The organism is Diaminobutyricibacter sp. McL0608, assembly GCF_039613825.1.
Lineage (GTDB): Bacteria > Actinomycetota > Actinomycetes > Actinomycetales > Microbacteriaceae > Diaminobutyricibacter.
Window position 1 is genome coordinate 1,930,346 of record NZ_CP154826.1, and the last position, 18,428, is coordinate 1,948,773.

General features: G+C 67.9%; 18 protein-coding genes. 8 read left to right on the forward strand and 10 right to left on the reverse strand.

Going from position 1 to position 18,428, the window contains the following annotated elements:
- Positions 1–35: 35 nt before the first annotated feature.
- Both pyk and AAYO93_RS09115 read left to right on the forward strand, forming a co-directional pair.
- On the forward strand, positions 36–1,451 hold the full coding sequence (pyk, locus tag AAYO93_RS09110; protein ID WP_345764660.1) for a pyruvate kinase: 1,416 nt from the start codon (positions 36–38) through the stop codon (positions 1,449–1,451).
- Between the two features lie 70 nt (positions 1,452–1,521).
- Positions 1,522–2,691, forward strand: coding sequence for a low temperature requirement protein A (locus AAYO93_RS09115; protein WP_345764661.1), 1,170 nt, complete (start codon positions 1,522–1,524; stop codon positions 2,689–2,691).
- Between the two features lie 100 nt (positions 2,692–2,791).
- Here the strand turns inward: AAYO93_RS09115 and AAYO93_RS09120 are convergent, their stop codons facing one another.
- The 4 genes from AAYO93_RS09120 to AAYO93_RS09135 are packed head-to-tail and all read right to left on the reverse strand — an operon-like array spanning position 2,792 to position 5,951.
- Positions 2,792–3,418 carry a LysE family translocator gene (locus AAYO93_RS09120; protein WP_345764662.1) on the reverse strand — a complete coding sequence of 209 codons (627 nt, stop codon included), beginning with the start codon at positions 3,416–3,418 and terminating at the stop codon, positions 2,792–2,794.
- Positions 3,419–3,441: 23 nt separating this feature from the next.
- Positions 3,442–4,326 carry an EamA family transporter gene (locus AAYO93_RS09125; RefSeq protein ID WP_345764663.1) on the reverse strand — a complete coding sequence of 295 codons (885 nt, stop codon included), beginning with the start codon at positions 4,324–4,326 and terminating at the stop codon, positions 3,442–3,444.
- A gap of 53 nt (positions 4,327–4,379) precedes the next feature.
- Positions 4,380–4,967, reverse strand: coding sequence for a GNAT family N-acetyltransferase (locus AAYO93_RS09130; RefSeq protein ID WP_345764664.1), 588 nt, complete (start codon positions 4,965–4,967; stop codon positions 4,380–4,382).
- 42 nt (positions 4,968–5,009) lie between these two features.
- A complete protein-coding gene (locus AAYO93_RS09135; protein WP_345764665.1) occupies positions 5,010–5,951 on the reverse strand; it encodes an alpha/beta fold hydrolase in 942 nt (313 codons plus the stop codon).
- 122 nt (positions 5,952–6,073) lie between these two features.
- Here AAYO93_RS09135 and AAYO93_RS09140 point away from each other — a divergent pair, with 122 nt between their 5' ends.
- Positions 6,074–8,536, forward strand: a complete 2,463-nt coding sequence (locus AAYO93_RS09140; protein WP_434056678.1) for a phosphoketolase family protein — start codon at positions 6,074–6,076, stop codon at positions 8,534–8,536.
- A 134-nt stretch (positions 8,537–8,670) separates the two neighbouring features.
- Here AAYO93_RS09140 and AAYO93_RS09145 read toward each other — a convergent pair whose 3' ends face one another.
- The 4 genes from AAYO93_RS09145 to AAYO93_RS09160 form a co-directional block, all read right to left on the reverse strand.
- On the reverse strand, positions 8,671–9,447 hold the full coding sequence (locus tag AAYO93_RS09145) for an SGNH/GDSL hydrolase family protein (protein WP_345764666.1): 777 nt from the start codon (positions 9,445–9,447) through the stop codon (positions 8,671–8,673).
- Positions 9,448–9,483: 36 nt separating this feature from the next.
- Positions 9,484–10,443 carry a hypothetical protein gene (locus AAYO93_RS09150; RefSeq protein WP_345764667.1) on the reverse strand — a complete coding sequence of 320 codons (960 nt, stop codon included), beginning with the start codon at positions 10,441–10,443 and terminating at the stop codon, positions 9,484–9,486.
- 156 nt (positions 10,444–10,599) lie between these two features.
- Positions 10,600–11,001: a RidA family protein gene (locus AAYO93_RS09155; RefSeq protein ID WP_345764668.1), complete on the reverse strand. Its 402-nt coding sequence runs from the start codon at positions 10,999–11,001 to the stop codon at positions 10,600–10,602.
- 49 nt (positions 11,002–11,050) lie between these two features.
- The gene (locus tag AAYO93_RS09160) at positions 11,051–12,064 is read right to left on the reverse strand and encodes an LLM class flavin-dependent oxidoreductase (protein WP_345764669.1); all 1,014 of its coding nucleotides are present in this window, start codon (positions 12,062–12,064) and stop codon (positions 11,051–11,053) included.
- A 155-nt stretch (positions 12,065–12,219) separates the two neighbouring features.
- On the opposite strand from AAYO93_RS09160, the gene AAYO93_RS09165 reads away from it, so the two are divergent.
- From AAYO93_RS09165 to AAYO93_RS09175, 3 genes are read left to right on the forward strand one after another with little or no spacing between them, the layout of a single operon-like run.
- Positions 12,220–13,272 carry a LolA family protein gene (locus tag AAYO93_RS09165; RefSeq protein ID WP_345764670.1) on the forward strand — a complete coding sequence of 351 codons (1,053 nt, stop codon included), beginning with the start codon at positions 12,220–12,222 and terminating at the stop codon, positions 13,270–13,272.
- 13 nt (positions 13,273–13,285) lie between these two features.
- A complete protein-coding gene (locus AAYO93_RS09170) occupies positions 13,286–14,275 on the forward strand; it encodes an ABC transporter ATP-binding protein (RefSeq protein WP_345764671.1) in 990 nt (329 codons plus the stop codon).
- Complete coding sequence (locus tag AAYO93_RS09175; protein ID WP_345764672.1) at positions 14,265–15,134, forward strand: ABC transporter permease; 870 nt, start codon at positions 14,265–14,267, stop codon at positions 15,132–15,134. Before AAYO93_RS09170 ends, AAYO93_RS09175 begins: the two co-directional genes overlap by 11 nt.
- A gap of 27 nt (positions 15,135–15,161) precedes the next feature.
- On the opposite strand, the gene AAYO93_RS09180 is transcribed toward AAYO93_RS09175, so the two are convergent.
- Positions 15,162–15,962 carry an alpha/beta hydrolase gene (locus tag AAYO93_RS09180; protein WP_345764673.1) on the reverse strand — a complete coding sequence of 267 codons (801 nt, stop codon included), beginning with the start codon at positions 15,960–15,962 and terminating at the stop codon, positions 15,162–15,164.
- Between the two features lie 155 nt (positions 15,963–16,117).
- Between AAYO93_RS09180 and AAYO93_RS09185 the strand changes: the two genes are divergently transcribed.
- Complete coding sequence (locus tag AAYO93_RS09185) at positions 16,118–16,939, forward strand: MBL fold metallo-hydrolase (RefSeq protein WP_345764674.1); 822 nt, start codon at positions 16,118–16,120, stop codon at positions 16,937–16,939.
- 67 nt (positions 16,940–17,006) lie between these two features.
- Positions 17,007–17,843, forward strand: coding sequence for an alpha/beta fold hydrolase (locus AAYO93_RS09190; RefSeq protein ID WP_345764675.1), 837 nt, complete (start codon positions 17,007–17,009; stop codon positions 17,841–17,843).
- A 7-nt stretch (positions 17,844–17,850) separates the two neighbouring features.
- On the opposite strand, the gene AAYO93_RS09195 is transcribed toward AAYO93_RS09190, so the two are convergent.
- Positions 17,851–18,342, reverse strand: a complete 492-nt coding sequence (locus AAYO93_RS09195; protein WP_345764676.1) for a 2'-5' RNA ligase family protein — start codon at positions 18,340–18,342, stop codon at positions 17,851–17,853.
- Positions 18,343–18,428 lie beyond the last annotated feature (86 nt).

Below are 18,428 nucleotides of genomic sequence, written 5' to 3' on the forward strand. Positions count from 1 at the left end.
GATACGAATCCAGAATCACGGAGCAAAAGGAAGAAATGAGACGGGCAAAAATCGTCGCGACCCTCGGGCCGGCGACATCGAGCTATGAGAACATCCGCGCGATCATCGACGCGGGTGTGGATGTGGCTCGCATGAACCTGAGCCACGGAAGTTACGACGTGCACGAAGCCGTCTACGCGAACGTGCGACGCGCGACGGAGGACTCCGGGCGCAGTGTGGCAGTGATGGTCGACCTGCAGGGCCCGAAGATCCGGCTCGGCAAATTCGAGGCCGGCCCCTACGAGCTCGCCGAGGGCGACATCTTTCGCATCACGACCGAAGATCTGATCGGCACGAAGGAACTCTCGTCCACGACCTTCAAGGGGCTGCCCCAGGACGTGAACCCCGGGGACTTCCTGCTGATCGACGACGGCAAGGTCAAGGTGCGCGTGCTCGAGACCGACGGAACCGTCGTGACCACCGAGGTGGTCGTCGCAGGTCCGGTGTCGAACAACAAGGGCATCAACCTGCCCGGGGTCGCTGTCAACGTGCCCGCGCTCTCCGAGAAAGACGAGGCAGACCTCCGCTGGGGCCTCAGGCTCGGTGCCGACCTGATCGCCCTCTCGTTCGTGCGTAACGCCTCCGACATCGAGCGCGTCCACGAGATCATGGCAGAAGAAGGACGCAAGATCCCGGTCATCGCCAAGATCGAGAAGCCCCAGGCCGTCGACAACCTCGAGGAGATCATCGAGGCGTTCGACGCGATCATGGTCGCACGAGGCGACCTCGGCGTCGAGCTTCCTCTGGAGGCCGTGCCGATCGTCCAGAAGCGCGCTGTCGAACTGGCCCGCCGCATGGCTAAGCCGGTCATCGTGGCCACTCAGATGCTCGAATCGATGATCTCGAGCCCGGTTCCGACCCGCGCCGAGACCTCCGACGTCGCTAACGCGGTGCTCGACGGTGCGGATGCCGTCATGCTGAGCGGCGAGACCAGCGTCGGCGAATACCCGGTCATCACCGTGCAGACCATGGCGCGCATCGTCACGTCGACCGAGGAGCACGGACTCGACCGCATCGCCCCGCTCGGCACGAAGCCGCGCACGCAGAGCGGCGCGATCACTCTCGCCGCCGTCGAGGTCGCTGACTTCGTGGAGGCCAAGTACCTGTGCGTGTTCACCGAGTCGGGCGACTCCGCCCGCCGCATGTCGCGACTCCGCAACCGGATCCCGATCCTCGCCTTCACGCCGGACCCGGCCATCCGCCGTCGCATGGCACTGTTCTGGGGCGTCGAATCGTTCGTCGTCGACCGCGTCACCCACACCGACCAGATGGTCGCGCAGGTCGACGAGGTCCTGAAGGCGAACGGTCGCGCGACCGACACGGAGAAGGTCATCATCATCTCCGGTTCCCCTCCCGGAATCCCCGGCACGACCAACGACCTCCGTGTTCACAAGGTCGGGGACGTGCTCTAAGCCACCCACCACGAACGGCCCGCGACTTTCACCCGTCGCGGGCCGTTCGCGTTCGGCTACGCTGACGGGCGTGAGCGCAGACGAACCGGGAGCCACCGCAGGCGCGGTGACCGGTGCGCGCGGTGCCGCCGAACGTCGCCACGCCAGCTGGCTCGAGCTATTCTTCGACCTCGTGTTCGTCGGTTTCGTCGGCCAACTGGCCCTGCGCCTCCACGGCGATCCGACCGCCGGCGACTTCGCTGTCTTCGTGCTCCTGTTCTTCCCGGCGTGGTGGCTGTGGATCGACGTTCTGCTCACCACGAACCTCTTCGGCCGTCGGGCGACCGGTGTCACCTGGCTCGTGATGATCACGGTCATGTTCGCCGTCGGGATCATGGCAGCAGCCGTCTCCGCGGAATTCCCGGAGCGGGCCTGGGCTTTTGCAGCCGCCAACGCGCTCGCCAGGCTGGTGATGCTGCCGGTCTGGCTGTTCGCGGCGAAGAAGAAGAGCCTGGACTGGTGGCGGCCGGCGCTCTACAGCGGGCTGACTGCCGCACTGTGGCTGGCATCCATCGCTTTTCGTGCACCGGGCATCTACATCGTCTGGGTGGTGTCGATGCTGATCGAGCTGGTGCTCTCGTATGCGATCGGCCGTCAGGGCGCGTGGCTCCGCCGGGCGCTCGACATCGATCACATGTCCGAACGCATCGGGCTGTTCGTGGTGATCGTGTTCGGCGAGACGATCTTCACCCTCATCGTCGCCGCGTCGGAGCACTGGACCCTGGCCTCGGGGGCAACCACAGCGCTCGGCTTCATCATCGTGGCGCTTCTCGCCTGGTCGTTCTTCACGTATGGCGCAACGCTCGCGGAGCGGGCCTGGGGCGAGATGCGCGTACGCGGCGACATCGCCGCCCTCCGGGATACTGCGACATTCCTGCCGTTCTTCCTCGTGATCGGCATCGTATCCATGGCGGCCGGACTCGGAACAGCGGTATCCGAACCCCTCGTGGCGCTGCCGAACGGAGCCGCGATTGCTCTGTGTGGTGGAGTCGCCCTGTTCTATGCGACGAACGGCGCCGTTTCGCTGCGCTACGGGCAGCCCCTCCGCCGAGTTCTCGCCTGGGCGGCGCCCGGTGTGCTCGGGCCGCTCGTCCTCGCGGCGCTCTCCGGTCTGGTCACGTCGCTTGCGCTGGTGGCGATGCTGGCAGTGTTTCTCGCGGTGCTGGTCCTGACGGTACGGTTCCGTCAGCCGTCGACCTGACCCCGACCCGCTGATGTCTGCGGTCGTTTGTCAGGTCTGCCTGCCGCTCGCGCTGCCGCAGACGTAACGCGGAGCAGCAGTCACCGGCGGGCACGGCAGGCTACTCGGCGCTGCTGATGATCGTGCCGATTCCGAGCACGCCGAGGATGGCCGCCGAGACCCGTTCGAGCACCTTCGCCACCCTGGGACGCCGCAGCCAGAGCACGGCACGCGCCGCGACGATCGACACGATCGCGAGATAGACCAGCGCCACCACCGCGTCGATCGCTCCGAGCAGCATCGTGCTGCCCACCGAGGCGTTGCCCGCTGGAATGAACTGCGGCGCGACCGCGAGGAAGAAGAGCCCGACCTTGGGGTTCAGCATCGTCGACAGCATGCCGGCGAGCAGGCTCGAGTGGATGCGCGCCCTCGGCGCTGCGAGCTCCGCGCCCTCCACCCCGGCCCGGCGGCTCGCAAGGAACGCGCTCACTCCGAGGTAGACGAGGTAGAGTCCGCCGATGATCTTTACCACGCGGTACGCCTCGGCCGACTGTTCGAGCAGGGCGGCGAGACCGAAGGCGACCGCGGCCGCCCAGACCAGCGACCCGATCGCCGAACCCACCGACGCGGCCACACCGGCGCGAACCCGCACCAGACTGTAGCGGAGCACCAGGAACGTGTCCGGCCCGGGCGTCAGCGCCAGCAGGACGCAGAGCCCGGTGAAGGCCAGGATCGAGGGGAGAGTCATCCGGCGAGTCTACCGAGGGGAGGTCAGGTCAGTCCTTCGGCGGTGGTCTCCAGATCCGAGCGCGGATGCTCGCGCTGGGTCGCGATCGTCACTCCGGCCGCAAGACAGACAACGACGATGCCGGCGACCTGCACGGGCGTGAACGACTCACCGAGGACGAGCACGCCGAAGATCGCGGCGATCACCGGCCCGAAACTCGTGATGATCGCGTACAGGCGCGGGGGTATGCGGCGCAGGATGAACGTGTCCAGGCTGTAGGGGATGGCCGACGACAGGATGCCCGCTGTCACGAGCAATGCGATGACCCGCAGGTCGAGCTTGGAATAGTCGACGACGATGAGCGCAATGGGGAGCAGGATGGCCGTCGCGACGACACTGGCCACGCTGAGGCCTTCCAGCCCCGGCAGTCCGACCGCCACCCTACGGGTGAGCAGGATGTAGCCCGCCCACGACGCCGCCGCGATGAGGGCGAACACCACACCGAGCACATCGATCGAGCCGGCCGTGCCGGTCAGGAGTACGACTCCGGCGGCAGCGACGATGGCACAAGCGAAGTCGAGCAGGCGCCGCGAGCCGACCAGCGCGAGCGCGAAGGGGCCGAGGAACTCGATGGTCGCGGCGATTCCGAGTCCGAGTCGACCGACAGCTTCGTAGAACGACAGGTTCATGGTGGCGAGAACGATCCCGAGCGCGAGTGCCGGCCAGAGCCGCCGCCAGGTGAGTTCGCGCCGCTTCGGCCGGTAGAACGGCAGCACCGCGATGGCGGTGATGACCTGGCGGACTGCGACGACGACGACCGCTCCGACGATGGGGATGAGCAATCCGGCCACGGCCGACCCGAAGTTGATGCTGACCTCGGTTGCGACCTGGGTGCCCGCGCCGATGAGGCGGTCGCGTTTCGAAGTCACTCGACGAGCCTAGGGCGCGGAGGGACTGGTCGCGAACCGCCGACAGTGCCGTGTCAGGTGTCGAGGCCGAGCCGCATGATCGCGCGCGTCGCAGACGGTCGCCTCACCACGGAGAAGCCGCCGGACTCGAACAGCGACACAGTGCCGTGGTACCGTTCGGCGGCCGACAACGACGGCCGCACGCCAGGATCGACGGGGTAGCCTTCGACGACGCGCGCACCACTCGATCGGGCGTGCTCCACGGCTCCGCCCAGCAAATGGCGGGCGACGCCGCGACGCCGCGAATCGAGCCGAACCACGAAGCACGTCACAGCCCAGAGGTCGTCGACCGGATCGCCCTCGAGCCGTCGCGTGATCGGTGAGCGCCCCAGGCCGGAGTATGCCGAGTACGGCTCGACAGCCGACCATCCGACCGGTTCATCGTCGAGCCACGCGATGACGCCCGCGGTCGGCGAGCCGGAGGTCTGCCCGTGGAGGGCGTCGCGCCTCTCGGCCGTCGTGGTCGCCCGGTACTCCGCGCCGGTCAGCTTGAACCACTGGCACCAGCACGTGGCCTGATCACCCGGCTGGCCGAAGACCCGCTCGAGCTCTGGCCAGGTCTCAGCCGTGGCCGGTGCCACGCGCATCGTCATTGAGGTCATGCGATCACGCTACCGGTCGCCTCTGACACACGCAGCAGGTTCTCAGAGCCCGAGTTCCGCGAGCACGAGCAGAGGGCGTTCGATCTGGCCGAAGTGTCCCGTCGCCGGGAGCACAGCGACCGTGAAGCGCGGAATGACACAGCGCAGGCGTGCGTCGTCGTTGCGGCCGGTGAACACATCCCGGTCACCATGAACGCTGACGACCGGGCACTCGATCCGTCCCCAGCGCCCGACCGCGTCGTACCGGCGCGCACAACGCAGGGCCCGCGCGAACGCCGCTGGTCTGACCTCGACGGCGAGGGCATCCACTACGGAGGCATCGACGCGCCGGCCGGGCGCGAACAGGGGAGTGGTGAGCAGGCGGAGAAGGCCGACCCGATTGAGCAGGCGCACCGCCGCGCAGCCTGCGCGACCGAGCACAGAGAGCATCCGCATCCCCTGCAGCAGCGCGAACAACGCCGGGTAGGCTGCCCAGGCCTGAACTGCGCAGATCCGGTCACCCCGCGCGCCGAGAGTGGTCGGTGACACCAGCAGGACCTCAGTCGTCTCCTTCGGTCGCTGTGCGGCGAGTTCCAGCGCGACGAACCCGCCGAGCGAGTGCCCGAGAACGCGCCAGCTGTCGTAGCCGCACGCCCGGACCACCTCGACGACGGCGGCGGCGAGGCTCTCCGCGTCCACCGCGCCCAGACCCGATTCGGGCCCGAGCGAATCACCCCAGCCGGGCAGATCGGGGATGACGAGGCCGGAAAGCCGCCCCCGGCCCGCCGCCCGCAGCATCGGTGTCCAGGTCGTCCAACTGCCGGCCGCGCCGTGGAGCAGCACCATCGCCTCGGATGCGGTCCCAGGGCTGCGATACACGACCACGTCACCGAGAGCCGTCGGCACCACCACGCGCTCGAGACCGAGCGAGGACGGGTTGGTCACGAGCGGATACACGATGTTGCCCGAAGTGGGCGCCGACGAACCTGCGATATGGATGCTCACATGAATTCGTTCGGAACGGACCAGTCAACGGATTGCGCCTCCCGGCAGCATTCCTAGGATGGAAGCATCCGAGTCATCCCGCCTGAGCCGCCCGCGGCACCGCGAACGCATGGAAGGACTTCGTGAACGACACCGACGCATCCGCCGCCCTCTGGGCCCGCCGAGCACGAACAGAGCTGTCCCCTGAAACCCTCGACCAGCTGGATGCGTGGTGGCGCGCCGCCAACTACCTGTCCGTGGGTCAGATCTACCTGCTGGACAACCCGCTGCTGCGCGCACCGTTGACACGCGACCACGTCAAACCGCGCCTGCTCGGCCATTGGGGCACTACGCCGGGGCTCAATTTCGTCTACGCACATCTCAACCGGGTCATCCGCGATCGTGCGCTGAACACCATCTACATCGCCGGACCCGGCCACGGCGGTCCGGGGATGGTCGCCAACGCCTACCTGGACGGCACCTACAGCGAGATCTACAACCGGATCGACCACACCGAAGACGGACTTCGGCGGCTGTTCCGGCAGTTCTCCTTCCCGGGCGGCATCCCCAGCCACGTGGCACCGGAGACCCCCGGTTCCATCCACGAGGGCGGAGAACTCGGCTACTCGCTGTCGCACGCGTACGGCGCGGCATTCGACAACCCCGACCTGCTGGTGGCGGCCGTCGTGGGAGACGGCGAGGCCGAGACCGGCCCGCTCGCGACGGCCTGGCATTCGAACAAGTTCCTGGACCCCGCCCAGGACGGCGTCGTGCTGCCGATCCTCCACCTCAACGGCTACAAGATCGCCAATCCGACGGTGCTGGCGCGCATTCCCGAAGAGGAGCTGTTCGAGCTCATGCGCGGCTACGGCTACACCCCGTATCTCGTGTCCGGCGGATTCGACGGCGAGGATCCCCGCGCCGTGCATGAACGGATGGCCGCAACCCTCGACGACATCCTGGACCGCATCGCAGACATCAAGGCCGCGGCCGCCGACGGCACGCTGGACGGACGGCCGGCATGGCCCATGCTCATCCTGCGCACCCCGAAGGGCTGGACCTGTCCGAAGGAGATCGACGGTCACCCGGCCGAGAACAACTGGCGCGCGCACCAGGTTCCGCTCGCCGATGCCCGCGACACCGAAGCGCACACCCGTCTCCTGCACGATTGGATGGAGTCGTACCGGCCGGGCGAACTCTTCGACGAGGCGGGCGCACCGCTGCCGGTCGTCATGGCCCTCGCGCCGGACGGCGAAATGCGGATGAGCGCCAACCCGGTCGCGAACGGCGGCCTCCTGCGGAAGGACCTGCGCCTGCCCGACTTCCGCGACTACGCGGTCGACGTCCCGTCGCCGGGTGGTTCCGTGAGCGAGGCGACGAAGGTCCTCGGCGAGTGGCTGCGCGACGTGATCCGGGACAACCCAGACAATTTTCGGATCTTCGGCCCGGACGAGACCGCATCCAATCGTCTCAGTGCCGTCTTCGAACGCACCGACAAGCAATGGAACGCGGAACTCTGGCCGATCGATGCGGACAACCATCTCGCGCGGGCCGGACGGGTGCTCGAGGTCCTCAGCGAGCATCAGTGCCAGGGCTGGCTGGAGGGGTACCTGCTCACCGGGCGGCACGGCATCATCAACTCGTACGAAGCGTTCGTGCACATCGTCGATTCGATGTTCAACCAGCACGCCAAATGGCTGAAGACATCGCGGCGGATCCCGTGGCGACGCCCGATCTCGTCACTGAACTACCTGCTCAGCTCTCACGTCTGGCGGCAGGACCACAACGGCGCCTCGCACCAGGACCCCGGCTTCATCGACCATGTGGTCAACAAGAAGGCGGACGTGGTGCGGGTGTACCTGCCGTTCGACGCCAACACGCTCCTGTCGACGTACGACCACTGCCTGCGATCGGTCGACTACGTGAACGTCGTGGTCGCGGGCAAGCAGCCTGCACCGAACTGGCTGACGATGGATGAGGCCGTCGAGCACTGCACACGCGGGATCGGCCTGTTCGACTGGGCGGGTACGGAGGTCGAAGGCGAAGAGCCGGATGTCGTCCTCGCCGCTGCGGGGGACATCCCGACTCTCGAGGTGCTCGCCGCAGCATCGATCCTCCGCGAACGTGTGCCGTCGTTGCGCGTCCGGGTCGTCAACGTCGTCGACCTGATGCGCCTGCAGACCGAGGGCGAGCATCCGCACGGCCTCAGCGACCGCGAGTACGACGCCATCTTCACCACCGACAAACCGGTCATCTTCGCGTATCACGGCTACCCCTGGCTGATCCATCGCCTGGCCTACCGTCGTGCCGGCCACGACAACCTGCACGTCCGCGGCTACATCGAGGAGGGCACCACCACCACGCCGTTCGACATGGTCATGCTCAACAACCTGGACCGGTATCACCTGGTCATCGACGTGCTCGACCGGGTTCCCGGCCTCGGAGCACGCGAGGGCGGGTTCCGGCAGGAGATGCAGGATGCGCGACTTCGGGCTCGCGCCTACACCCGCGAGTTCGGGGAGGACATCCCCGAGGTGGCCGAGTGGTCCTGGGATGGCGCGACCGATGGGACCCGGCTGGACGACACCGGCGGCGACAACGCGTAGGCCGGCATGAGCAAGGGTGCCTGTTGACCCGAACAACAGGCACCCTTACTTTCATTATTCTTGCGGAAGCTTTCGCGATTCCGTGCGCGGCGCGGCGCGCGTCGTATTCTGTATTCGCCCGGAATCCGTGCTCATCAGAGCGGGGGAGTCGTCGCCGGGTCGACCGGCGTCAGCGTGGGGATCTTCGCGGTCCGTCCGTCGCCGGAGGATCGCCCGGTGAGGCGGCGGCCGATCCAGGGGAGCACATACTCGCGGTAGTAGGCGACAGTGTTGCGCGAGCGCGGGCCTCCCGGAGCGTTCGCGACCTCCTCGACGCCCCATTCGGCCGGAACGGGGACGCGGAGCGCAGTGAGCACGTTGCTTGCGACGCGGGCGTGACCGAGGGCATTCAGGTGGAGCTTGTCGGACGACCAGTATCGAATGTCGCCGAGGCCCTCATCCGCCCAGTTGTCGACGAACGTCATGTTCGCACGCGGAAAGAGCGCACGGACCGCCGAGTCGAGTTCATCGCCGCGCTTGCGCATCACCGCTCCGAGTGGCAGATGCCTGCTGGGGTTCGCGCCGCTCAGCATGAGCATGTGGATGCCCGCCTCAGTGACCGAGTTCGCTGCTGACTCCAGCATGGTCACCACCGACTGCATCGAGACCTTCGGCCGCATGATGTCGTTCCCGCCGCCGTTCAGGCTGATCACCTGGGGGAGCTGGGCGATCGCGGGCGACAACTGCTCCGACAGGAGCGGCGCCAGCTTGCGGCCGCGGATCGCGAGGTTCGCGTACAGCACCGGTTCTGGCGAGGCGGCGGCGAGACCGACCGCCACGAAATCCGCCCATCCGCGGGTCCGGCCATCGGGAAGCTCGTCTCCGACCCCCTCGGTGAAGCTGTCGCCGATCGCGATGTAACTACTGAACATAATGTTTACGCTACCGCCCGCGGATGAGACGGATGCTCACCCGAGCAGCGCGATCCAGCTGCGCACGTGCTCGACCGTCACACCGTGGTAGCCGGCGGTCCTCGCGAATGCGTCGCGCACCGCATCGGTCTCGATCACGAGCGTCGCTTCGCCGTCGTCGGCGAATGTGAACTGGGGGCCACCCGCGACCTCAGGCGTGTCGGTCTCGACCCCGATCGTGAACGGCTTGCCGGCAGCGGATACGGCGGTGGCGGCAGGCGTCGCGAGCGCGACGATACCGTCTGGCCCAGCCGCATGATCGGCGAACGCGACAATCGCCACGCTGTCGAGGGAGGGAAGGAGCGCATTGAACACCGTGGCGTCACCGGACGGGACGGTCGTGAGCCACCAGGGCAGGTCGGCGCCGAGCGGTAGTGGGCCGGCAGCGGTCTTCGCGGCGTGCAGCAGCGCGACGTACTCGGGAGTTATGGTCGCGAAATCGGCCTGTGCCTGACCTGCCCACGGTTCGACATCCAGTTGCACCGCGTCGAAGTCCGCTGCGCCACGGGCATCGGTGATCCATTGGGCCACCAGCGCGGGATTCGACAGCCAGGAGGCGTCGCCACCGAGTGCGGAGACGCGCACGCCGACCGCATGGAGCGCATCCACCGAATCGGCCAGCCAGGTGCCGATCGCGCCCTGGTCCGCAGCCCACGGCACCGACAGGTAGACCGACGTCAGGCTGTGCGCCTGTGCGAAAGAGGCGAGTGCTGCGGGAGCCAACTCGGCCTGCCCGAGTCCACGGTTGTCGGCGGCCGGGTCGACCGAGTTTCCCCACGCCCACATGCTCGTGATGGCGGGCGTGTCAGCCGTGGCGGTCGGCTTCTCATCGGCGTGCGCCGGTGTCGCGGTCATGAACAGTGCTCCTGTTCCGGCGAGTCCCACCATCAGGGCGACGACCGCAACGCGATGGAGCCGTCGGACGGGGATCGAGGCCGTGGCCCTGGTTCGCGCCATGATTCCCTCATCACTCGGTCCGCGGACCCTCGTGAGGGTGCACGGATGCGGGTGCTGCGTTTCGGGACGTCAGCGAAAAGCGGTGCTGCAGGGCAAGACGTGTCCATCATGCCCTACTTCAGAGTCACACGACGAAAGGGTCGGAGGTGGCGGCCGTCAGCGCAGGACGGCGGCGATGGCGCTGACCTCCACGAGTGCGCCCGGCACCCCGAGTCCGGCGACTCGCGCACCCAACACCAGCGGGGGCCCGTCGGAGGCGAGTTCGCCTGCGATCGCTCCGTACGCAGCACGGAGGTCGACCCCGTCGACGAACAATACTGTCCACTGCACGACGTCATCAACCGTCGCGTCGACCGCTCGAAGCGCGGTCACGGCATTGCTGAGTGCACGTGTCGCCTGCGCTGCCACGTCGTCTTCACCGACGAGCGCGCCCGTCTCGTCGACGGCATTCTGTCCACCCACGTAGATCGTCGTCGCGCCGGGTGGAACAACGGCGACGTGGCTGAAGGCCGGGCTCACAACGAGTCCGGCAGGGCGGATGCGTTCGATAGTTGCCATGCGGCGAGTGTCGCACGATCCACCGACACGGGGGACGCGCTCAGCGTCGTCAGCCGAGCGACGGCTTGATGTCGCGGTTGATCGACTCGAGAATGCGGGCGTTGAAGTCGACGCCGAGCTGGTTGGGCACGGTGACGAGCACCGTGTCGGCCAGCTGCACGGCTTCGTCGGCGGCGAGCTCTGCGGCGATCGCGTCGGGTTCGCCGACGAAGCTGCGGCCGAAGCGCGCCAGACCGCCGTCGAGGTGGCCGACCTGGTCCTGCGACTCGACGACAGAGCGTGCGCCGAAATAGCGGCGGGTCTCGTCGTCGATGATCGGGATCACGCTCCGGCTGACCGAGACGCGGGGCTCGCGGTCGTGGCCGGCTTCGCGCCACGCATCCCGGAACATCCGGATCTGCTCCGCCTGCAGCTGGTCGAACGGCACACCGGTGTCCTCGGTGAGCAGCGTCGAACTCATCAGGTTCATGCCTTGCTCGGCCGTCCACACGGCTGTCGCCCTGGTGCCCGCGCCCCACCAGATGCGTTCCGCGAGGCCGGGGGAGCGCGGTTCGATCGCAAGCGGCTGCTCGATACCCGTCATCTGCGGGTTGGACATCACCAGTCCCGCACCCTCGATCGCCGCCCGGAACAGCTCCGTGTGGCGGCGCGCCATGTCCGCGTCCGACTCGTCATCGGCGGGCACGAACCCGAACGACTCGTAGCCGTGCATCGCCGTCTCGGGTGACCCGCGGCTCACGCCGAGCTGAAGCCGGCCGTCGCTGATCAGGTCTGCTGCAGCCGCATCCTCAGCCATGTAGAGCGGATTCTCGTAACGCATGTCGATCACCGCGGTGCCCAGCTCGATCCTGCTGGTGCGCGCGCCCATCGCGGCCAGCAGCGGGAACGGCGAGGCGAGCTGGCGCGCGAAATGGTGCACGCGCACGTAGGCGCCATCCAGTCCCAGTTCTTCAGCGGCGACGGCGAGCTCGATCGTCTGCACGAGTGCGTCGCGCGCTGTCCTCGCGACGGAGCCGGGGATGGGCTGCCAATGGCCGAAGGAGAGGAATCCGATGCGTTTCACGATGGGGGCAGCGTATTCGCTCCGCGGTGTATTCCGCACCTGGCCTGAGCGATTCGACGCCCGCACGGAGTTCACAACGACTTCGCAGCCAGGAACGGTGCTCTGCGAGCACGCGAGGCGTACCCTCGAATGAGGATCACCCGACTGGAGGACCCATGTTGACTCGTGCGTGGCTGCGCTGGCTTCCCGCCGTCGCTGTGCCTGCGGTGATCGCTGCGGGCGCAGTGATCATCCCGATGCAGGCCGGTGCCGCGGTGAACCTGCCCGCGAGGACGCCGAGCGAACTGCTCGCCCTCGTGGCGAACAGCAAAGTCGAGGCGTTCTCCGGCACCGTCGAGCAGACCTCGAACCTCGGCCTGCCGCAGTTGCCGACCACCGGGCCCGGCTCCGATTCGAGCGACGCGTCGATCCTGGATCTCGTGACCGCCTCTCACACGGCTCGCGTCTATGCCGACGGTCCGACGAAACAGCGCGTCCAGGTGATGGACTCGCTGGCCGAGCGCGACGCGATCCGCAACGGCACCGACGCCTGGCTGTACCAGTCGAAGGACAACTCCGCGACGCACATCACCGTGCCTGCCAAGAGCGCGAACGAGCCCTCCACCCAGGACGGTGTTGTGACCCCGGCGGAGATCGCCGACAAGCTGCTCGCGAAGATCGACCCGTCCACAACGGTCACCCTCGGGGACAACCAGTCGGTCGCCGGCCGTAACGCGTACGAACTCGTCCTCACACCGAAGACGTCGGCGACGCTGGTCGGGTCGGTCGCCATCGCGGTCGACGCCGAGACCGGGCTGCCGCTGCAGGTCGTCGTCGACGCCCGTGGCCAGCATGATCCCGCGTTCACCGTCGGCTTCACGTCCATCGACCTGGCGACTCCGTCCGCGAGCATGTTCACCTTCACGCCGCCCGCAGGCGCGACGGTGAAGCAGCAGGCGCTGCCGAAAGCCCCGACAGCCCCGAAGCAGGAGTCGGGCCACCCGAAGCCGACTGTCACCGGTACCGGCTGGGATGCGGTGGTCGAGCTCACCGTCGGGTCGGTGCCCGCCTCGGTCACGAGTAACCCGCTCTACGGCGAACTGACGACGCCGGTGGCCGGAGGACGTGCGCTCTCGACATCCCTCGTGTCCGTCCTGCTGACCGACGACGGCCGGGTGTTCGCTGGAGCCGTACCCGTTTCGCGCCTCGAGGCTGTGGCCGCGCAGTGACGGGCGACCGCCGGTGACAGACGACGTTTCGTTCGCCCCGGCGGCGATCGAGACGGTCGGACTGACCAAGCGCTTCGGCTCGCATACAGCGGTCGACGGGATCGGGCTGAACGTTCCGCGCGGCTCCGTGTTCGGATTCCTCGGCCCGAACGGGTCGGGCAAGACAACCACCATCCGCATGCTCCTCGGGCTGGCATCGGCGTCGGCAGGGGAGATCCGGGTTCTCGGCGAGGAGATGCCGCGTAAGGGGCTGGATGTGCTTCCGCGCGTCGGCGCTCTGGTCGAAGGTCCGGCGTTCTACCCGTTCCTCTCGGGAGCGGCCAACCTGGCGCGGCTCGATTCAGCCAACCGAAACGCACCGGCGCGCACAAGGCACGACCGCGTCGCCCAATCCCTCGAACGCGTGGGGCTGTCGCACGCCGCGCGCAAACGAGTGAAGGCCTATTCACTCGGAATGAAGCAGCGCCTCGGCATCGCCAACGCCCTCCTCACCCCGCGTGAACTGCTGGTGCTCGACGAGCCGACCAACGGCCTCGACCCGCAGGGAACGCGCGAGGTGCGAAACCTCATCCGCTCGCTCGCCGAAGGCGGTACGACCGTCTTCGTATCCAGCCATCTGCTCGCTGAGATCGACCAGATCTGCACGCACGCCGCCATCATGAGCAACGGCGCACTGGTGGCGCAGGGCACGCTCGCCGACCTGCGCAAGGCCGGAAGCCCGCGCGTCGAAGTCCGCACGCCGGACACGGCCGCTGCACGCCGCGTTCTCGCGTCCCTCGGACTCGAGGTCGACGACGGGGCGGCGGATGCTCCACCGGCCGACCCGGCCGCCTCACCCGACAATATCGTCGCCGCGACCACGGATTCGACGATCGCGCCGGAGGAGATCGCCGCGGCCCTTGTGGGTGCCGGGGTGCGCATCCGGGGTTTCAGCGTCAGCAGCGCGAGTCTCGAGGAGCGGTTCGTCGCCCTCACCGGCGAAGGGTTCGACGTTGCCGAGTGACGCCGTTGTCGCGGCCGCGCCGGACACCGCCGAGCGTACGGGCTCGGGGTGGAGCCTGCTCTGGTCGGAGATCAGCGTGCTGTTCCGGCGCTGGCGTACCTGGGCGCTCCTGGCCGCACTGGCCGGGGTGCCGATCCTCATCGCTGTCGCAGTCCGGATCAGGGACACCGGAGCGAACTCGGGGCGCGGACCCCAATTCCTCAACGAGATCACGCACAACGGGCTGTTCGTCGCCTTCACGGCCCTCGTCGTGTGCGTTCCGTTGTTCCTCCCGCTGACGATCGGCGTGGTCGCCGGCGACACCATCGCAGGTGAAGCGTCGCACGGCACGCTGCGGTACCTGCTCGTCGGGCCTGCCGGGCGCGTTCGCCTGCTCGTCGTGAAATACATCGGGGCGGCCGCGTTCTGCGTCGTGGGCACACTCGTCGTCATCGCTGCGGGCGTGCTGATCGGAGCGGCGCTGTTCCCCATCGGTCCCGTTCCACTCCTCTCGGGCGACACGGTCAGCCTGGGCGAAGCGCTGTTCCGCCTCCTGCTCGTCGCCCTTTATGTGACCGTCTCGCTGCTCGGCCTCTCGGCGATCGGACTATTCATCTCGACCCTCACCGACGTTCCTGTCGGCGCAATGGCGGCGACGATCGTGCTCTCCATCGCCTCCGAAGTCCTCGACTCACTTCCACAGGTGGACTGGCTGCACCCGTGGCTGTTCAGCCACTACTGGCTGGGGTTCGCGGACATGCTGAGGCAGCCGCTCTCGTGGGAGTCCTTCGGTCAGAATGCCCTGCTCCAGCTCGGCTACATCCTCGTGTTCGGGGCGCTCGCGTTCGGCCGGTTCACCACGAAGGACATCCTGTCCTAGTGCGGGTTCCGGTTCGCCCCTCCGCGACTACTCGTTCGCGTTCTGCTGGCGAAGCCAGACAAGGACCTCTGTCGCCACGTCGCGCCACCCGTGGTCGATGACGAGCGAGTGGCCGCGGCCGTGGAACTTCGTCAGGTCGGTGACCGCGTTCGAGTCCCGGTACTGCTTGAGTGTGGCTTCGGTCGTCACATCGGGAACCGTGTGGTCCTTCGTGCCCGACACGAGCAGCAGCGGTCCGCGGTCTTCGTTCCCGGTGTCGACCTTCGCCTGCGAGTGGACACGGAAGTTCGCGGATGCTGCCTCGAACAGCGGGCGGGCGGGCGACGGTATGGCCACCGCGTCGAACAGGTCCTTCGACTCCTCGTCGGTCAGTTCATTGCCAAAGCCGAACTTGAACTCCTTCTCGGTGAGCGACACGGCATGCTTGAGGTTGGCCGGGTTCCCGAGACCGGGAAGAGCCGACTTGAGCTGCGCGAGAGGGAGCGGAAGCACACCCTTGATCTGCGCGGGGTCGATGGCGACTCCCGCATTTCCGTAGCCCTGCCCGATCAGCTTCTCGGTGATCAGTCCGCCGAACGAGTGCCCGATGATGACAGGCGGCTCCTCGAACGCTTCGATGATCGCCGCGTAGTGCGCGGTGATGTCGTCGATGCTCTTGTCGGCCACCGCATCCGGATTCGCACGCGCCTCCTCGACGGTGTCCGGCTCGCCGGGCCAGCCCGGAGCGACCGGATCGTAGCCTTCGTTGCGGAAGAACTCGATCCAGGGGTTCCAGCTGGTGGCGTGAAGCCACAGACCGTGGATGAAGACGACGGGCTGACCTGCCATGTGCGTTGACCTTTCACCGGGCGCCGACGTGCGACGCGTATGACCAAGCAGAATGCAACAGCGTGAAAGCCGGCGATCACATGCAGCACCGACCCCGCACGGCTCAGGCTATGCCCGCATGTAGGCATGGAACAACGGTCTGTTACGTTGGGCGCATGTTTGACTGGCTCTGCGCCGCGTGCGCTGTCGAATATCCGCCCGGCGACCAGCCTCCCGCCGAATGCCCGATCTGCCTGGACGAGCGCCAGTACGTCCCATTGTCCGGCCAGGCCTGGACCTCCCTGCAGCTGCTCGCGGAGCGGGGGAGCAGGGTCGAGATCGCCGAGGCCGAGCCTGACCTCTACATTCTGAACACCACTCCGGAGACGGGAATCGGCCAGTACGCGAAGCTCGTGCGCACCAGCCAGGGCAACCTCCTGTGGGATCCGACCGGGTTCGTCGACGAGGCCGCCGCGGCACAGGTCACAGCGCTGGGCGGTGCCCGGTACATCGTGGCCAGTCACCCGCACATGTACGGCGCCCAGAGTACGTGGGCGCGGTACCTCGATGCGGAGATCCTCGTGGCCGAGGCGGATCGCGAGTGGGTGCAGCGCGACGATCCGCACATCCGGACGTTCTCCGGTGATGTCGAGCTCCTCCCCGGGGTGACGCTCCGGACGATCGGCGGCCACTTTCCCGGCAGCGCCATCGTGCACTGGGCTCCGGGGGCAGAAGGCCGCGGCGTCGTCCTCGCCGGTGACACGTTCTTCCCGGGACCCTCGGGCCGCTGGGTCACGTTCATGCGCAGCTTCCCGAACGCGATCCCGATGTCGGCCGCGGTCGTCGGCCGGGTCGCCGGCGCCGTGACCGCACACGCCTTCGATCGCGCCTACGGCAATTTCGGCAACCGCATCATGTCGGATGCTCGCGGGGCCGTCCAGCGCTCGGCGGACCGGTACATCGCGTGGGTCAGCGGGGCGAACGACCACCTCACGTGAGAAGTCCGTCGGCGACCGCGACGGTGCACCGACCCGCCGCGTCGGCCGGACCCCATACGATGTGCGGGTGGTCTTCGAACATGACGTCCGACTCTCCGATGGTCGCACTGTGCGCGTCTACGACACGGGAGCGGCGGAATCCGACGCGCTGACCGTCGTCTGGTTCCACGGCTCACCCCAGACCGGGGCACTCCTCGACCCGCTCCTCGAGGCTGCGTCGGCCAGGCGCATCCGCCTGCTCTCGTACGCGCGACCGGGCTACCGCGGCTCGACGCGAGTGCCCGGAAGGGACGTCGCCTCGGCGGCGATCGACGTCGAAGGGTTCGCCGACGCACTCGGGCTGGGCGGTTTCGCCGTGATGGGCGCATCCGGAGGGGGACCGCATGCCCTCGCGTGCGCAGCGCTCCTGCCGGGCCGGGTGCCGGCCGCAGCGACGTTCGCCACGCTCGCTCCGTTCGACGCCGGCATCGACTGGTTCGGGGGCATGGCCTCGGACGGGGCAGCGCTGCGCGCCGCGGTCGAGGGTCCGGATGCGCGGACGGCATTCGAGGAGACCGCGGAGTTCGACCCGCTGAGTTTCAACGACCGCGACTACGCCACCCTCGCCGGGTCCTGGACGTCCCTCGGGGCGGATGTCGGGATCGCGTCAGGCGACGGGCCCGAGGGCCTGATCACCGACGACCTCGCCTTCGTCCAGCCCTGGGGATTCGAGATCGCGGACATCGCAGCACCCGTCCTCCTCGCTCAGGGCGGGGATGACCGGGTGGTGCCCGCGACGCACGCAGAGTGGCTGGTCGGCACCATGGCGGATGCTGAGCTGTGGCTGCGCCCGCGTGACGGTCATATCTCGATTCTGGAGGCGGCGCCCGTCGCGTTCGACTGGCTGCTCGCGCACGCCCGCTGAGCTGACCTCATCCCGTCTGGGCCGGCGCGAGCTCGACGGTGGCGAGCACTTCGCGGCCACCCGGCGAGGAACGCGGAGCCATATCGACGAGGGCGACCTGCCGGAGCCTCAGAACCTCACCCTCGGCGGCCCGCCGCTCGCCCTTGACCGTGACGTGCGGCCGGTACGGTCCCGGCTGGAACGAGCGTTCGCTCGACGGCAATGCGAGGGGATGGAGGGCCGCGGTCAGGGCCGCGTGGAGTCCGGTGAGTCGAGCATCCTCGTCGACGAGCGTCACAGGGATATCGTGGCGCCGACCGAACAGCGCGCCGCGACCCGCCGTGACCGGGAACGCCGAGACACCGGCCGTGGTCTCTGCGATGGCGCGAGCGAGGTCGTCGATGGTGGCGTGGGTGCTGAACGGTGGGACGACTGTCACATGGAGCGGCCATTCACGGACCGCGAACCGCGTGCCGGCGTGGAGCGGCTCCAGAGGGATGACGACGACGACCCGCGACATGTGCCGATTTTAAGCTGCGAAGGTCCGAAGGCTCCTGCACTCCGTTCCCAGTTCGACCGGCCAGAGTGATGGTCTGACCGCGTGCG